Annotated in this window: 14 protein-coding genes; 2 read left to right on the top strand and 12 right to left on the bottom strand. The window is 64.0% G+C overall.

Annotated features, from left to right (window positions below):
- Nucleotides 1-3: 3 nt before the first annotated feature.
- Genes ftsA through HNQ36_RS23385 form a run of 3 tightly spaced genes read right to left on the bottom strand, consistent with a single transcriptional unit; the run spans nucleotide 4 to nucleotide 3,196 of the window.
- Nucleotides 4-1,326 (bottom strand): cell division protein FtsA, encoded by a 1,323-nt coding sequence (gene ftsA / locus HNQ36_RS23395; protein WP_184089624.1) that lies wholly within the window; start codon nucleotides 1,324-1,326, stop codon nucleotides 4-6.
- Nucleotides 1,323-2,303 (bottom strand): cell division protein FtsQ/DivIB, encoded by a 981-nt coding sequence (locus tag HNQ36_RS23390; protein ID WP_184089621.1) that lies wholly within the window; start codon nucleotides 2,301-2,303, stop codon nucleotides 1,323-1,325. Before HNQ36_RS23390 ends, ftsA begins: the two co-directional genes overlap by 4 nt.
- Nucleotides 2,270-3,196, bottom strand: a complete 927-nt coding sequence (locus HNQ36_RS23385; RefSeq protein ID WP_184089800.1) for a D-alanine--D-alanine ligase — start codon at nucleotides 3,194-3,196, stop codon at nucleotides 2,270-2,272. Before HNQ36_RS23385 ends, HNQ36_RS23390 begins: the two co-directional genes overlap by 34 nt.
- Nucleotides 3,197-3,319: 123 nt before the next feature.
- On the opposite strand from HNQ36_RS23385, the gene HNQ36_RS23380 reads away from it, so the two are divergent.
- Entirely contained in the window at nucleotides 3,320-4,093 is a 774-nt protein-coding gene (locus HNQ36_RS23380; protein WP_184089617.1) for a bestrophin-like domain, read from the top strand.
- Nucleotides 4,094-4,097: 4 nt separating this feature from the next.
- Here the strand turns inward: HNQ36_RS23380 and murB are convergent, their stop codons facing one another.
- From murB to HNQ36_RS23365, 3 genes are all read right to left on the bottom strand, one after another.
- Nucleotides 4,098-5,021 (bottom strand): UDP-N-acetylmuramate dehydrogenase, encoded by a 924-nt coding sequence (gene murB / locus HNQ36_RS23375; protein WP_184089613.1) that lies wholly within the window; start codon nucleotides 5,019-5,021, stop codon nucleotides 4,098-4,100.
- A 1-nt stretch (nucleotide 5,022) separates the two neighbouring features.
- A complete protein-coding gene (murC, locus tag HNQ36_RS23370) occupies nucleotides 5,023-6,429 on the bottom strand; it encodes a UDP-N-acetylmuramate--L-alanine ligase (protein WP_184089610.1) in 1,407 nt (468 codons plus the stop codon).
- Between the two features lie 150 nt (nucleotides 6,430-6,579).
- Nucleotides 6,580-7,773, bottom strand: a complete 1,194-nt coding sequence (locus tag HNQ36_RS23365; protein ID WP_184089607.1) for an MFS transporter — start codon at nucleotides 7,771-7,773, stop codon at nucleotides 6,580-6,582.
- A 112-nt stretch (nucleotides 7,774-7,885) separates the two neighbouring features.
- Here HNQ36_RS23365 and HNQ36_RS23360 point away from each other — a divergent pair, with 112 nt between their 5' ends.
- Nucleotides 7,886-8,791 (top strand): LysR family transcriptional regulator, encoded by a 906-nt coding sequence (locus HNQ36_RS23360; protein WP_184089604.1) that lies wholly within the window; start codon nucleotides 7,886-7,888, stop codon nucleotides 8,789-8,791.
- Between the two features lie 11 nt (nucleotides 8,792-8,802).
- On the opposite strand, the gene murG is transcribed toward HNQ36_RS23360, so the two are convergent.
- The 6 genes from murG to HNQ36_RS23330 all read right to left on the bottom strand — a co-directional run bounded on the left by murG (nucleotide 8,803) and on the right by HNQ36_RS23330 (nucleotide 16,583).
- Nucleotides 8,803-9,903, bottom strand: a complete 1,101-nt coding sequence (murG, locus tag HNQ36_RS23355) for an undecaprenyldiphospho-muramoylpentapeptide beta-N-acetylglucosaminyltransferase (protein ID WP_184089601.1) — start codon at nucleotides 9,901-9,903, stop codon at nucleotides 8,803-8,805.
- 15 nt (nucleotides 9,904-9,918) lie between these two features.
- The gene (gene ftsW / locus HNQ36_RS23350; RefSeq protein ID WP_184089598.1) at nucleotides 9,919-11,070 is read right to left on the bottom strand and encodes a putative lipid II flippase FtsW; all 1,152 of its coding nucleotides are present in this window, start codon (nucleotides 11,068-11,070) and stop codon (nucleotides 9,919-9,921) included.
- A 132-nt stretch (nucleotides 11,071-11,202) separates the two neighbouring features.
- A complete protein-coding gene (murD, locus tag HNQ36_RS23345; protein WP_184089595.1) occupies nucleotides 11,203-12,600 on the bottom strand; it encodes a UDP-N-acetylmuramoyl-L-alanine--D-glutamate ligase in 1,398 nt (465 codons plus the stop codon).
- A gap of 4 nt (nucleotides 12,601-12,604) precedes the next feature.
- Nucleotides 12,605-13,690, bottom strand: a complete 1,086-nt coding sequence (gene mraY / locus HNQ36_RS23340) for a phospho-N-acetylmuramoyl-pentapeptide-transferase (RefSeq protein WP_184089592.1) — start codon at nucleotides 13,688-13,690, stop codon at nucleotides 12,605-12,607.
- 11 nt (nucleotides 13,691-13,701) lie between these two features.
- Nucleotides 13,702-15,138 (bottom strand): UDP-N-acetylmuramoylalanyl-D-glutamyl-2,6-diaminopimelate--D-alanyl-D-alanine ligase, encoded by a 1,437-nt coding sequence (locus HNQ36_RS23335; protein ID WP_184089589.1) that lies wholly within the window; start codon nucleotides 15,136-15,138, stop codon nucleotides 13,702-13,704.
- Nucleotides 15,135-16,583, bottom strand: a complete 1,449-nt coding sequence (locus tag HNQ36_RS23330) for a UDP-N-acetylmuramoyl-L-alanyl-D-glutamate--2,6-diaminopimelate ligase (protein ID WP_184089586.1) — start codon at nucleotides 16,581-16,583, stop codon at nucleotides 15,135-15,137. The genes HNQ36_RS23335 and HNQ36_RS23330 overlap by 4 nt, the downstream gene beginning before the upstream one ends.
- Nucleotides 16,584-16,657 lie beyond the last annotated feature (74 nt).

The following is a 16,657-nucleotide window of genomic DNA, read 5'->3' as shown; positions in this document are numbered from 1 at the left end:
TCATCAGAAGCCCTCTCGAAGCCATCTGCCGACCTTTCCGAAATAGCCGTTGGTCCCTGTCATGACCTGCCGCGTGTGCCGCGGTTCGACGTGTTCTAGGTGTGCGAATTGCGGATAGACCAGGAGGCCGGTCGGCACCGCGAAGGATGCGCTCTTGGCCTCGTTGGGCAGCCGGGCGAAACCGAGCGGACGCCCGATGCGCACCTCGCGGCTCAGAATGCGGCTGGCAAGTTCGGGAATGCCGGTGAGCTGCGACGCGCCGCCGGTCAATACCACTCGCGCCCGCGGCTCTGCCGCAAAGGGGGAATCCGCGAGCCGGTCCCTGACCATTTCAAAAATCTCCTCGACCCGCGGCTTCACGATGTTGGCAATCGTGGCGCGGGAAACAATCTGCGGCTCGTCCCGGTCGTGATCTCCGGCCGTTGGCACACTCATGACTTCGCGCGAGTCAGAACCACCGGTGAGCACGGTGCCATATAACGTCTTGATTCGCTCGGCATCCGCAATGCACGCGCCTAAACCGCGCGCCAAATCCATCGTGACGTGTTGTCCGCCAACCGCAAAACCGCTGGCGTGAACGCACTGCCCCGCCGAATAGGTCGCGATCGTCGTGGTGCCCGCGCCCATCTCGACCACAGCCGCGCCGAGATCGGCTTCATCGTCGGTCAGAACCGATAATCCGGACGCATAAGGCCCGGCAGCCATCGCTTCGACGTTGAGATGGCAGCGCTCGACCACCAGCATCAGGTTCTTCGCCGCCGTTGCGTCGGTGGTGATGACGTTCATGTCGATTCCGAAATGGCGTGCGACCATTCCGCTCGGGTCACGGACACCTTTCACGCCGTCCAGCGAGTAGCTGGCGGGCAGGACATGGAGCACGGTGCGTCCGCGCGGCGTCGCATGATGCATGCCGGCGCTGATGACGCGGCTCATGTCGGCGGGAGTCACCCCTCCGCCGCGCAATTCCGAAGAAGCCTCGACCATATCGCCCTGCAGGCGGCCGGCCGATACCGACAGCAAGACCGATTCGACGCGGACCTTGGCCATCCGCTCCGCCAGCGCCACCGCCTGGCGCACGGCCTGCTCGCATTCGTTGAGATCGACCACCGCGCCAGCCTTGACGCCGCGCGACTGGATATGGCTCAGCCCGATCAGTTCGACCGCATGGGTCCGGCCGCGCAGCGCATCGCTCGGCGGGCACGGCTTCAGCCGCGCGATGAGGCAGGCGATCTTGCTGGTGCCGATGTCGAGCGCGGCGACGAGCGCCGTCTTGTTCGGCGGCATCTGCCGGGTCTTCGGGGTCTGGACGCGATCAAGACTGGTCATGCGTTTCCAGCCTTCTTCGGTTTCTTGTCCTTGAGCAGGTCGTTGCGCGCCTTTGCCGCATCCTCCGACAGGCGCACGGTCAGCCGATCCGGCAGCCGCATGTCGATGGCGGTGATATCGCGCGAGAACAGGCCGGTCTCCTTGTCCATCTTCGACAGGGTCGCCAGCGCCTTCTCGACCTCGAACTCCGGCAGCCGCACGTCGATGCCGTCCGCCAAACGCAAATTCCAGCGGCGTTCGCCGACGAACACGATGGCCTTCACCTGGGAACGGACCTGCGGGTATTGCCCCAGCAGGTTCAGGAAATCCCTGGCGCGGGTTTCAGCGCCCTTGCCCACCACCAGCGGCAGCGACACGAAGCGCCGCGCGACATATGGCTCAAGCACGGTGCCGTCCGCCGAGATCACGGACACGCGGCCGTTTTCCTGCCACAGCGCGAACGGCAAACGCTCGGTGATGTCGATCTGCAGCCGGCCCGGATAAAGCTTCTGAACCGTGGCATCGGAGATCCACGGATCGGCCTTCAGCTTGTCGCGCGCAGAGGCAGCGTCGAGAAACAGCAGCGACGAGCGGCCGTTGACGCCGCCGACCGCGAGAATTTCATCCTGCGTCAACTGCTTGCGGCCGGTGATCGCAACGCTGGTGATCCGGAAACCGATCGCATTGGCCGCAGCGTTGCGGGTATCGCTCAGAGCGCCGAGAACGTCGTCGGTATGTCCGCCCTTTGTCACGCCCATCACGATGGCGCCAATCAGCACCAAGGCGGTCGCAGCGAGCCCGAAGCCGCGCGGACGCCGGCGTTCCAGCACGGCGATCCAGTGCGGCTCTTCATAGCGGGAAATGGAGGTGTTGGTGCGGCGTGCAGAGGCCTGCCCGCGGGCGCGCGGGCGCTGGGTCGCGGAAGCGACCCTTGTCTGAGGATTAGACTGGGACCTCGTCCGGCTTAACGACCGAGAGAGGCGTCCTCCACCATCCATTGCACCAACTCGTCAAATGTTACGCCTGCATGCGCAGCAAGCTCTGGAACAAGTGACGTCTCGGTCATGCCGGGTTGGGTGTTCACCTCGAGGCAGGACAATCCCCCAATACCCTCGATGCGGTCGTCGTAACGGAAATCCGCACGGCTTACGCCCCGGCAGCCAAGCGCCACATGCGCCGCCAGCGTTAACCTTCGGACTTCCTGGTAAACAAAAGGTAAAATAGGTGCAGGCAGGATGTGTTTTGATGCGCCCGGAGAGTACTTTGCCTCATAATCGTAGAATTTGATTAAAGGTACGATCTCGATCACCCCGGTCGGCTCGCCGTTGATGACCGCGCAGGTCAGTTCCTTCCCGGCGACGTATTTTTCGACCAGAAGCTGGTCGCCGTGGGGCCAGTCGTCGCGGAACAGTTCCTGCGGCGGATGGGCGTGGGCCTCGGTGACGATAAAAACCCCGACACTGGAGCCGTCCGCCACCGGTTTGATGACATAAGGCGGCGCCATGACATGCCCCTTCGCCACCTCAGTGCGAGTCAGCGTCAGCCCTTCCGGCACCGGCACCCCCGCCGTCGCCATCACCGTCTTCGCGAGATCCTTCTGCATCGCCAGCGACGACGCCAGCACGCCCGAATGCGAATAGGGAATCCCGAGCGTTTCGAGCACGCCCTGAATGGTACCGTCCTCGCCCGGCCGGCCATGCAGCATCACCAGCGCGGCATCGGGCTTCAACTGATCGAGCACGGTCGCTATGTCCCGCTGCACATCGATGCGTGTGACCCGGTAGCCCTTGCGCTCCAGGGCATCGGCGCAGGCCTTGCCCGAACGCAGCGAGACTTCGCGTTCGGACGACCATCCGCCCATCAGTACCGCGACGTGTTTGAATTGACTCATGATCTCTCCCAATTCGCCCTACCTACGCTGATTTGAGCCGATGACCAAGCTGCCGCGATTCAGATAGTGTCCGCCCGCGCCGAATCCGGAATCAGCAACGGCGTCAAAAAGAAGGTTATTTTCATGATCAGAGCGTGGCTCGACATGTCCCCCGCCGGAGTTTTCCTCGTCCTGATCGGGCTGTATTTCGGCATGACCCTGCTGCTGGCGTGGATCACTTTTTGCCGCCCGTTTGCCCGTCCCGTGCAATCGTTGACCGGCGTTGTCGCGCCCTTCTTCAGCGGGCCCGCGATCCTGTTCGCGCTGCTGACCGGCTTCCTCGCCGCCGATGTGGCCGAGCGCGGACGACAGGCTTACCGCGTGGTCCATGCCGAGGCCGGCGAGCTGCGCAATATCCATACACTCAGCGTCGCGTCCGTCTCGGACATGCGCACCATCCGCACCGCGCTGAAGACCTACGTGACCTCGGTGGTCGCGGACGAATGGCCGGCGATGGACGCGATGCGTCTCTCGCCCTCCACCGCCGCCGCCTATGACAACCTTCTGCGCGAGGTCAGTATTCCGTCGATCGCAAAAGAGTCCGGACCGGCCGTCCAGTCCGCGCTGCTCACCGCAGCGCTTCGCGTCGGCACAGCGCGCAACGATCGTCTCGCGCTTTCGTCGGATCATACCAACGATCTGAAATGGCTCGTGGTGATTGCGCTCGGCCTGATCACGCAGGTTGCGATCGCCCTCGTTCATCTCGAGAAGCCGCGCGCCTTTTTCGCATCGCTGATGGTGTTCTCGACCGCCGCCGTCGTAACCCTCGGCATTCTTGCGCTTCAGGAATATCCGTTCGATGGCGCGTTCCAGGTATCGCCGGAACCGATCAAGGCGCTGCAGTCCTTGAGCGAGTGAGCGCTTACGCGCGCTCCAGTCCGATCCGCTTGATCTCCCAATGCAGATCGATGCCGGAATTTTCCTTCACCCGCGCACGCACGGTCTCGCCGAGCGTTTCGATGTCGTGCCCGGTCGCGTCGCCGGTGTTGATCAGAAAATTGCAGTGCATCTCCGATACCTGCGCACCGCCGACGCGAAAGCCGCGCATCCCCGCCGCATCGATCAATTTCCACGCGCTGTGACCCGGCGGATTCTTGAATGTCGATCCGCCGGTCTTCTCGCGGATCGGTTGCGCGGTCTCGCGGTGGTTCTGAACCTCGGCCATACGGGCGCGGATCGTCTCTGGATCGGTGACGCGTCCCCGGTACAAGGCAGAGGTGAAAATCACCGACATGTCGACGCCTGAATTGCGATAGACGAATTTCATGTCGGCATTCGAGAACGTCACCTTCTCGCCCGCACGCGTGACGCCCCTCGCCTCAACCAAAACGTCCTTGGTTTCGCCGCCGTTGGCGCCGGCGTTCATGCGCAGCGCACCGCCGATCGAACCGGGAATCCCGAAATAGAATTCCAGCCCGCCGATGTTGGCGGCCGCCGCGGCTTCCGCGACGCGCTTGTCGAGCGCAGCGGTCCCCGCGCGGAGTGTGTCGCCATCGGCTTTGACTTCGCCGAAACCTCTGGGAGACAGGCGAATGACGACGCCGCTCACGCCGCCGTCGCGCACGATCAGGTTGGAGCCGACGCCGACGGTATAAACCGGAATCTCTTGCGGCAGCTTCGACAGGAAGTAAGCGAGATCGTCTTCGTCCGCGGGCGTGAACAGGATCTGCGCCGGGCCGCCGACGCGAAACCACGTCAGGGGGCTAAGCGATTCATTCGCCAGCAATCGTCCGCGCAGATCGGGCATCGCGGATTTCAGATCGGCGCTGATGTCGGGGAAACTCACGCTATTTTTCCAACGCCTTCAACTCGCCCGGCAGCGCGTAGGCCCACTGCGTGATATTGCCCGCGCCGAGCAGAACAACGAAATCGTCCGGCTTGGCAATATCGCGCACCAGCGGCGCTAGCTTCGCAGGTCCTTCGAGCGGAATCACCTCGCGGTGGCCGTGCGCGCGCAGGCCAAGCACGAATGAATCGCGATCGATGCCCGGGATCGGGTCCTCGCCGGCCGCATAGATGTCCGCGACGACCACCGTATCCGCATCGTTGAAGCAGGTGCAGAATTCCTCGAACAGCGACTGCAGGCGCGTATAGCGATGCGGCTGCACCACGGCGATCACCTTGCCCTTGGTCGAGTCGCGCGCGGCCTTGAGCACGGCGGCGATTTCCACCGGATGATGACCGTAATCGTCGATGACGGTGACGCCGTTCCATTCTCCCGTTTTGGTGAAGCGCCGCTTCACGCCGCCAAATCCGGCAAGCGCCTTGCGGATCGCCTCATCGGAAATGCCGATCTCGTGCGCGACGGCGATCGCCGCCGTCGCGTTCAGCGCGTTGTGCCGTCCCGGCATCGGCAGCACCAGATCGGAAATCTCGTAGGCGACGTCGGTTTTGCGGTGGCGGAACGCAACCTTGAACTTCGAGCCGCCGCTATACGGCACGAGATCGATCAGCCGCGCGTCGGCCTGCGGGTTTTCGCCGTACGTGATGATGCGGCGATCCTCGATCTTGCCGACCAGCGCCTGCACCACCGGATGATCGATGCACATCACCGCGAAGCCGTAAAACGGCACGCCTTCGACGAAATCCTTGAATGCTTCCTGCACGGCGTCGAAGGTCTTGAAGTGATCGAGATGCTCGGGATCGACATTGGTGACGATGGCGACATCAACGGGCAGCTTGAGAAACGTGCCGTCGCTCTCGTCGGCTTCCACCACCATCCAGTCGCCCGCGCCGAGACGCGCATTGGTGCCGTAGGCGTTGATGATGCCGCCGTTGATCACGGTGGGGTCCATATTACCCGCATCCAGCAGGGTCGCGACCATCGAGGTCGTCGTGGTCTTGCCATGAGTGCCGGCGATAGCGATGCAGCTTTTCAGCCGCATCAGTTCGGCCAGCATTTCGGCACGACGCACCACCGGAATGCGCAAGCCCCGCGCGGCGATCAGCTCCGGATTGTCGCGCTTGATCGCGGTCGAGACCACCATCACGTCCGCGCCGTTCACGTTCTCTGCCTTGTGGCCGATGCTGATCTTGATGCCCTTGTCGCGCAGCCGGGTGACGTTGGCGTTTTCCGAGGCGTCCGAGCCCTGCACCGTGTAGCCGAGGTTGCACAGCACCTCGGCGATGCCGCTCATGCCGATGCCGCCGATACCGACGAAGTGAATGGGTCCGATCTCGCGCGGCAGTCTCATAAAAATTCTTCCGATCATCGGGATGCGCGGCCCGGCCCGGGCATCCAAGGCGTCCTTCAAACAGACGAAGCTGGCCGGGACAAGCCCGGCCAGCGCAGAAAAATAGCACGATTCTTTTCAAATCAGGCCCGAAGGAGCCGAATCCACCGGTTACTCGGCGGCTTCCGGACAAGCCGCCACGGGAACCAGCCGGGCCTGCCGCGAATCGAGCCACTGGTTGAACAGCACGAGCGCCAGCGCCGCCAGCGGCACCAGCCCCGCGATCCAGGGAATGGCACCCAGCCCCGGACCGTGATCGATCACCGCGCCGCCGAGCCACGCGCCGATGGCGTTGCCCAGATTGAATGCTGCGATGTTGAAACTGGACGCCAGCGACTGTCCAGCGCCGGATGCTTTCTCCAGCACCCACATCTGCAACGGCGGCACGGTAGCGAAACCGGCCGCACCGAGCAGGCCAACGAACACCACCATGGCGACCTGATTATGCGTTGCGAAGGTCATCAGCACGAGCACGACAGCGAGAAGCAACAGCGTGCCGAACAATGACGGGATCAGCCATTTGTCCGCGAGCTTTCCGCCGAGGAGATTGCCCCCGACAAGCCCCGCGCCGAACACCAGAAGAATCGGCGAGACGGCGGCGTCCGGGAAGCCCGCGAGTTTGGTCAGCATCGGCGCGACATAGGTGAACACCGCGAACACGCCGACCCAGCTCAGCACCGTGGTCAACAAGCCGACCAACACCGAGCGCCGGCCCAGCACGGCAAGATCGTCGCGCAGCGTCGATGGTTCCGGCGCGGCCTTATCTTTCGGCACGAATGCAGCAATGATCGCGAACGCGACGACGCCCACCGCCGTCACCGCCCAGAATGTCGAACGCCAGCCGAAGCCCTGCCCCGGCCACGTTCCGAACGGAACGCCGAGAATATTCGCAACCGTGAGGCCTGTGAACATCACAGCGATCGCCGAGGCCTTCTTGTTGGGCGCGACCAGCGTTGTCGCAACCACCGAGCCGACACCGAAGAACGTGCCGTGCGCGAACGCGGTCAGCACGCGGGCCGCCATCAGCGTCCAGTAGTCGGGCGCGAGGGCGCACGCGGCATTGCCGATGGTGAAGACGGCCATCAGCGCGAGCAGAACGGTTTTGCGCGGCCAGCGCGCGGTCGCGATGGTCATGACCGGAGCGCCGACCACGACGCCAAGGGCGTAACCGGAAATCAGCAGGCCTGCGGACGGGATGGACACGCCCAGATCAGCTCCGACCTGGATCAGCAGGCCCATGATCACGAATTCAGTGACGCCGATTCCGAAAGCGCCGGCGGTGAGCGCATAGAGTGCGAGTGGCATGGTGAGTCCTCAGGGCGAATCCGGCCGACCGCCGGTATTCACGACAAGTGGACGCAAAGCCATTCGTGAACTAGACTTGCCTAAGTAACAATATTTGTGAATTGAAATCACAATGTCACGACAGGACGTCAACCGATCCGGCGAGATGGAAGTGTTCGCCCGCGTGGTGGAGCTGGGCGGATTTTCCGCGGCGGCGCGCGCCTTCCGCATGAGCCCCTCGGCGGTGAGCAAGCTGGTGGCTCGGCTGGAAGCGCGACTCGGTGTGCGCCTCATCAACCGCTCGACCCGCAAGCTGCAACTGACGCCGGAAGGCACCGCCTATTACGACCGCAGCGTCCGCATCCTCGACGACATCAACGCGGCGGAACACGAAGCTGCCATCGGCGCGATTCCGCGCGGCCGGGTGCGGGTCAACACCAGCGTGCCGTTCGGGCTGCACTGGCTGCTGCCGCTGCTGCCCGGATTCCTCAAGCTTCATCCCGGCGTCAGCGTCGACGTGTCGCTGACCGACACGGTGGTGGACCTGATGGAAGAGCGCGCGGATATCGCCATTCGCGTCGGCCCCTTGCGCGAATCCCGTTTGCTCGCGCGTAAACTCGGCGAGAGCCGGATGGTTGTGGTCGCCGCACCCGCCTATCTCGCGGAGCACGGAACGCCGCGCACGCCAGACGATCTTGCCAAGCACAACATGCTCGGCTTCTGCTTTGCAAAACAGATCGACGGCTGGCCGTTTCGTGACAGCAGCGGCGGCATCGTCTCCATCCCGCCGGTCGGCAATGCACTGGTCTCTGACGGCGAAGCCATGCAGCGGCTAACGATTGCGGGCGCTGGGCTCGCTCGCCTCGCCCGCTTTCACGTCGATGCGGATATCAAGGCGGGACGACTGATGACGGTGCTGGAAGACTTCAATCCCGGCGATCTCGAACCGATCCACGCCGTGTTCGTCGGCCATGGTGGACAGCTGCCCGCACGCGTGCGGGCGTTTCTGGATTATCTCGTGGAGAATGTGCGGCTTTAGGAAGCGAAGACCTAGATCCCCGCGACCTTGACCATCAGATCGGCGAGCCGCTCCGCGGCATCGAGCTTGCCGACCGTGCGCGCACCGGTGGCCATCGCGGTCAGCCGCGCCGGATCGGCGGCGAGTGCGGAAATCTCCGCAGCAAGGCGGTCAGGCGTGAACTCGGTCTGGGGAATGCGGATCGCGCCGCCGGCTGTCTCCAGCACGCCCGCATTGGCGTGCTGGTCCTGATCGATCGCGCCGGGCAGCGGCACCAGAATCGAGGGACGTCCGATCGCACCAAGCTCGGCCACAGTCCCCGCCCCCGAACGCGACACCACGAGATGCGTGGCCGCGAACCGCGCCGGCAAGTCCGTAAAGAACGGCGCCAGTTCGGCCTCGATCTTGAGCCGGTCATACACCGCGCGCACGCGCGCCATGTCCTCGTCGCGCACCTGCTGAACCAGACTGATCCTGCGCCACAGCGCCGGCTCCAGCCGCTCGATCGCCGCCGGCACGATGTCGGCCATCACACGGGCGCCCTGACTGCCGCCGACCACCAGCAACCGCAGCGGCCCCTCGGCATCCGGTGCAACATACGGCACGGCCGCGGCGGCGAGAATCGCAGGCCGCATCGGTGTGCCGGTGACGGTCGTCTTGCCGGCGAGCGCCGGATCGCGGTCCAGCACACCCGGCAGCGACGTCGCGATCGCGCTGACTCGCGTCGACAGCAAACGGTTGGCGCGGCCAAGCACGGCATTGGAATCGTGAATGACTGTCGGAATGCCCAGCAGCTTCGCTGCGATCAGGGGCGGCAGCGTCGGATAGCCGCCGAAACCGACCATGGCCTTCGGCTTCCGCCGCAACAGCACGGCAAGCGACATCGCGCCACCGGCGGCGAGCAGCGTGCCGGTCCGCGCCAGCGCCCACGGCGTGCGTCCGCGCACGGTTTCGCTCGGCACCACATCCATCATGTCGCGCGTGAACATCCCGCCATAACGCAGCGCGCGGGAATCCGTCATCAAGCGCACGCGTACGCCGCGCTTCATCAGCGCGACGCCCAGCGCCTCGGCGGGAAACAGGTGACCGCCCGTTCCGCCCGCCGCCAGCATGATGAGAGGCCTGTCAGACATCGAAATACTCGCGGGTTACGCGAAGCTGTTCGCGGCGTTGGCGGCGCTGATGGATTCCATTTCGACGCGCGGGCGCTGCCGCGTCAAGGCCAGCAGCATGCCGACGCCGTAAGCCAGCGAGATCATCGACGATCCGCCATACGAGATGAACGGCAGCGTCATGCCCTTCGCCGGCATCAGATGCAGGTTCACGGCCATGTTGATCGCAGCCTGGATGCCGAACATGATCGCAAGACCTGCGGCCGCGAAGCGCGCGAACAGATCCTCGCTGGCATAGGCGCGCGACAGCGCGCGGATGACAACGAAGGCGAACAGCGCGAGCAGCGCGAGACACAAGATGATTCCGAATTCCTCGGCCGCCACTGCGAACACGAAGTCGGTATGGCTGTCGGGCAAAATGCGCTTCACGGTGCCCTCGCCCGGTCCCTGACCAAACCAGCCGCCATGGGTGAACGCCTCCATCGCGGTATCAACCTGGAAGGTGTCACCTGATGATGGGTCCATGAAGCGCCTGATGCGGCCCGCGACATGCGGCACAGTCAGGTAAGCGCCGAACAATCCGACCGCGCCCGCGCCCATCAGGCCGAACACCCAGATCATCCGCATGCCGGCGATGAAGAACAGTGCGCCCCATACCATCAGCAGCAGCATGGTCTGGCCGAAATCCGGCTCCAGCACCAGCAGCGTGACAGTCATTAGCAGCAGCCCGAGCGCCATCGACGTCGCAGGCATTTCAGGCCGCTTGGCGGATTCCGCGAACAGCCACGCCACCAGCACCACGAACGCAGGCTTGAGGGATTCGGAGGCCTGAATGTTAAGGCCGAGAATGGTAATCCAGCGCTTGGCGCCCTTGACCTCGGGCCCGAACAGCAGCGTCGCCACCACCAGCACGATGCTGATCGTAAACACGATCAGCGCGCTGCGGCGCACCTGCCGCGGCGACAGGAACGACACGCCCAGCATCACGATGAGCGACGGCATCAGAAAGAAAACATGCCGGTTGAAGAAGTGAAACGGATCGAGGCCGATGCGCGCCGCCACCGGCGGACTCGCAGCCAGCGACAGGATGACGCCGCCCAGCATCAATGTGATGAACGCCGCCAGCAGCAGCCGATCCACCGTCCACCACCATTCGCTCAGGGGCGTGCGTTGCTCACGGGAGATCATGTGCGTGTCCTGCGCAAAAGATTAACGGGGTATTACTCCCGCATCATGGTTTCAGGACGGTTAATATCGGGAAAAAGATGGACAGATACGCGCAAATATCTCGTCAAAATGTCGAGAGGTGGGGCGTAGCAATCAAGGCGGCGTCAGGCCACCCGGCAGCGCGTTGGCGACGTCGCGGAAGCGGTCGCCGCGCTTCTCGAAATTCGGAAACTGGTCGAACGACGCGCAGGCCGGCGACAACAGCACCACCGGTTCGCTCAGGCCGGACGCCTCGGCGTCGCACGTGGCGTGCGGCACGGCGTCTTCCAGTGTCTTGCTGATTTCATGCGGCACGTCGCCGAGCGTCTTCGCAAACTCTTCCGCAGCCTCGCCGATCAGATAGGCCTTGCGGATGCGCGGGAAGAATTCGCGCAGGGATTCGATGCCGCCGGTCTTGGGCTTGCCGCCCGCGATCCAGAAAATATCCTTGAACGAGGACAGCGCGCGCGCCGCGGCGTCGGCGTTGGTGCCCTTCGAGTCGTTGATGAACAGCACGCGGCCATGTCGGCCGATCTGCTCCATGCGGTGTGCAAGACCCGGAAAGCTGCGCAATCCCTGCTGCAGCACGTCCGCGCCTACGCCGAGCGCCAGCACCGCAGTCGACGCACACGCCGCATTCTGCGCATTGTGCAGGCCGCGCAGAGAACCGATCTCCACCACGCTGGAAATTCGTGTTCGCGCCCCGCCATCGACGCGAACGATGGTGTCGCCTTCGAGACAGATGCCGTCGGCTACGGGATGCTTCACCGAAACGCGAACCACGTTCTTGCCCGCCTGCGCCACACGGTCAGCGATCGCCGCGCACCAGTGATCATCGACGCCAATAATGGCGGTGCCGTTCTGCTGCACGCCGGCGACCAGACGCTCCTTCACCGCCGCATAGTGTTCGATGGTGCCGTGGCGGTCGATATGATCTTCCGTGACGTTGAGCAGGATGCCGACGGACGGATCGAGCGAGGGCGTGAGATCGATCTGGTACGACGACATCTCGATCACATGGATGCGGCCTTTCGTCGGCGGCTCCAGCGAGAGGATCGCGGTGCCGATGTTGCCGCCCATCTGCGTATCGTAACCGGCCTCGCGCATCAGATGCGCCACCAGCGCCGTGGTGGTGGACTTGCCGTTGGTGCCGGTGATGGCAACGAACGGTGCATCCGGCGCATGACGTTTGCGCTCGCGGCAGAACAGTTCGATGTCGCCGATCACCTCGACGCCCGCGTCCTTCGCGGCCAGCACGGTCCAGTGCGGCTGCGGATGGGTCAGCGGCACGCCGGGCGTCAGAACGAGTGCTGCGAAATTCGCCCACGAGACGCTGCGCAGATCGGCGGTGATGAAACCAGCCCTTGCCGCTTCCGCGAGCTTTGCCGGTGTATCGTCGCTAGCGATGACTTCCGCGCCGCCGGCCTTGAGCGCATGACAGCTCGCCAGCCCCGATCCGCCGAGACCGAACACCGCAACCGTCTTGCCCGCGAAGGAAGTAACAGGCGTCACGCGCTCACCGCAGCTTCAGCGTGGAAAGACCAGCCAGTGCCAGCATCACTGAAACGATCCAGAACCGGATCACGATCTGCGGTTCGGTCCAGCCCTTCTGTTCGTAGTGATGATGGATCGGCGCCATGCGGAAGAACCGCTTGCCGGTGAGCTTGAACGATGCGACCTGCACGATCACGGACAACGCCTCGACCACGAACAGGCCACCGATCACGGCCAGTACGATCTCGTGCTTGGTAGCAACCGCGATTGCGCCGAGCATGCCGCCGAGCGCGAGCGATCCGGTGTCGCCCATGAAGATCGAGGCCGGCGGCGCGTTGAACCAGAGAAATCCCAGACCAGCGCCGAGCACCGCGCCGCACAGCACCGCGAGTTCACCGGTGCCGGGGACGTAGCGGATTTGCAGATATTCCGAGAACACCGCGTTGCCGACAAGATACGCAATCATGCCGAAGCTCGCCGCGGCGATCATCACCGGCACGATGGCGAGGCCGTCGAGGCCGTCTGTGAGGTTCACCGCGTTACCGGCGCCGACGATGATGAACATGCCGAACATCACGTAGAACCAACCGATGTTGAGCATGAAGTCCTTGACGAAGGGGATCGACACCGCCGTGACCGACGCGCTGCGGCCGAACCAGACGATGCAGGCGCAGGCGATCAACGCGATCAGCGCTTCGACCGCGAGGCGCGAACGCCCGGAGAATCCCTTGTCGGTCTGCTTGGAAACTTTCAGGTAGTCATCATAGAAGCCGACGAAGCCGAAGCCGAGCGTCACCAGCAGCACGATCCAGACATAGGCGTTGCGCAGGTTGGCCCACAGCAGCGTGGCGACGATCAGACCCGAGAGGATCATCAGGCCGCCCATGGTGGGCGTGCCCTTCTTGGTCACCAGATGCGTCGGCGGACCGTCGGCGCGGATCGGCTGGCCCTTGCCCTGCGCCAGCCGAAGATGATCGATGATCCACGGCCCGAACAGGAAAACGAACAACGCGCTGGTGACCATCGCGCCGCCGGTGCGGAACGTGATGTAGCGGAATACATTGATGCCGGGGATGGTGCCGGCGAATTCAGTCAGCCAATAAAACATTTCCAATTGCCTTATAGTGCGACGCCGTCGAGCGTGGCTTTTTCCGGAAAGCGCTTTTGCAGTGCCGTCACAATCAATTTCATACGCGAACCAAGCGAACCCTTGACCATAATGGCGTCGCCGGCGCCGATAGCAGAAATGACCTGCGGCTCAAGTGCAGCCGAGTTATCGGCATAGCCGCCCTTCTTCGTCGAAGGAAGGGCTTCCCACAGGTTGTGCATCAATGGACCACAGCAAAAAACCGCGTCGATCCCGTTCGCTTTAATAGCTTCGGCAAGGCCGCGATGCAGATCGGAACCGGTTGCGCCGAGTTCCAGCATGTCGCCCAGCACTGCAATGCGCCGCCCGCGCGGACCGACAGTCGCCTGACCGAGCACCGTGATAGCTGCCGCCATTGACGCCGGATTGGCGTTGTAGCTTTCATCGATCAGCGTTGCTGTGCCTTCGCTCAAAACCAGTTGCTGCCGCACGCCGCGCCCCGTCGCGGGCTGAAGCTGCGCCAGCGCCAGCGCCGCCAGCGCGAGATCCGCGCCGGCCAGCGAAGCCGCAGCCAGTACCCCGAGCGAGTTCATCACCATGTGGCGCCCGGGCATCCCGATCTTGTAGGTGATGTCCTGATCGAGAATGCTTGCGCGCACCGCCGAACATGCCGCATGCAGTGACATGTCGATCAGCCGTGCATCGGCTTTTTCGTCACTGCCGAACGAGACGATGCGCTCGATCTTCTGTGCTTTGGCGCTCTTGCTCAGGCGGGCAAACTGCGCGTTGTCGCGGTTGAGCACCACCGCGCCGCCGGGTTCGACGCCGGCAAAAATCTCCGCCTTGGCGTCGGCAATCGCCTCGATGCCGGAGAAGAACTCCAGATGCACCGGCTCGACCGTGGTGATGATCGCCACATGCGGCCGCACCATTTTCACCAGCGGCTCAATCTCGCCCGCATGGTTCATGCCGATCTCGAAGATCGCGAATCTGACAGTCGCCGGGCAACGCGCGAGCGTCAGCGGCACGCCCCAGTGATTGTTGAACGAGGCGACCGACGCATGGGTCTCGCCCTGACCGCCGAGCACCGCGCGCAGCGCTTCCTTGGTCGACGTCTTGCCGACCGACCCTGTCACCGCGATCACCTTTGCGCCGAGACGCGCCCGCGACGCCCGCCCGAGATCGACAAGACCTGCGAGCACATCATCGACCACCAGCAGCCGCGCGTCGGACGCGAATTTGTCCGCGTGGGTTTTCGCGACAACGGCGAGCGCGGCGCCGTTGTTCAGCGCGGCCTCGACGAAATCGTGGCCGTCGTGAACGTCGCCCTTGATCGCGAAATAGGCCTCGCCCGGCGTTAGGGTGCGGCTGTCAATGGAAATGCCGATGACATCGTCCGGCAGCGTGCCGCGCCTTGCGGCACGCATCGCCTCCGCCATCGCCGCACTGGTCCACAATGCCGTGCTCATGCCGCATGCTCCGCTAGGGCCGCAACGGCGGCTTCGTGATCGCTGAACGGCAACACTTTATCTCCCACAATCTGTCCGGTTTCGTGGCCCTTGCCTGCGATCAGCAGCGCATCGCCTTTCTGCAAACCCGCAATGGCGGCACGAATCGCTTCGGCACGATCCGCGATATCTGTGGCGCCCTTTGCAGCCGCCATGATGGCGGCGCGGATTGACGCCGGGTTTTCCGACCGCGGGTTGTCGTCGGTCACAATAACCGTGTCCGCGTTCTCCGCGGCAATCGCGCCCATCAGCGGACGCTTGCCGGCATCGCGGTCACCGCCCGCGCCGAACACCACGACGAGTTTGCGCTTGGTGTAAGGCCGCAGCGCTTCCAGCGCCTTCGCCAGCGCATCGGGCTTGTGCGCGTAGTCCACGAACACCGGTGCGCCATTTCGCTCGCCGACCAGTTCGAGCCGGCCCGGCGCGCCTTCGAGATGTTCGAGCGCGGCGAAGGCACGCGCCACATCGCCGCCTGTGGAAATTACAAGTCCAGCTGCGACCAGCGCATTTTCGATCTGGAATTCGCCCACCAGCGGCAGCCGCACCTGATAGCGCTTGCCCTCATATTCAAGAGTCAACTTCTGCGCGAACCCGTCCACGGCAGCATCGACGAGCGCGATGCCTTCGCCGTTGCGGCCGACCGTCACAATCCGCAGCTTGCGGATGCGCGCGGCTTCGATCACCGCCTGCGAGTGTTCGTGATCGGCGGCGATCACCGCAGCGCCGCCATCGACGATCAAGTCAGTGAACAGCCGCAGCTTGGCCGCGAGATAGTGCTCGACCGTCGGATGGTAATCCATGTGGTCGCGCGACAGGTTGGTGAACCCACCGGCGCTGACGCGCACGCCATCGAGCCGATGCTGATCGAGGCCATGCGACGACGCCTCGAATGCCAGATGTGTCACGCCCTCGCCCGCGATCTCGTCGAGCGAGCGATGCAGCGCAATCGGATCGGGCGTGGTCAGCGAGCCGTAGACGGTGCGCCTCGGCGAAACCAGTCCGATGGTGCCGATGCTCGCGGCCGCATAACCAAGGCGCTGCCAGATCTGCCGCGTGAACACCGCAACCGAAGTCTTGCCGCTGGTGCCGGTGACGGCGGCGATGGTGGCGGGCTGGCGTGAATAAAACCGCGCGGCAGCGAGCGCCAGCGCGCGGCGCGGGTTCGGCACCGCGATGAACGGAACGCGATTGTCGTTTTCGGGAATGCGGTCGCTGACGACCGCAGCGGCGCCGGAGGCAATCGCCTGATCGATGAAGCGCGCGCCGTCGGTCTTGACCCCGGCCAGCGCGAAAAACACGTCGCCCGGCTTCACCACACGGCTGTCCACGGCGAGGCCAGCGACCGCAACATCGGCATGTTGCGCGCCGATCACGGCGTCCCCGCTGAAAAGGTCGCGTAGTTTCATTTCACCCCGGTACATCTAAGCATGCGCGTGTTCTAGCCGCAAAACCGGTGCCCACTTTTGCGGAATACGCGCAG

It is taken from the genome of Afipia massiliensis, assembly GCF_014203115.1.
Lineage (GTDB): Bacteria > Pseudomonadota > Alphaproteobacteria > Rhizobiales > Xanthobacteraceae > Afipia > Afipia massiliensis.
The sequence above is the reverse complement of the archived record's forward strand: the minus strand, read 5'-3'. Positions and strand labels throughout refer to the sequence as shown.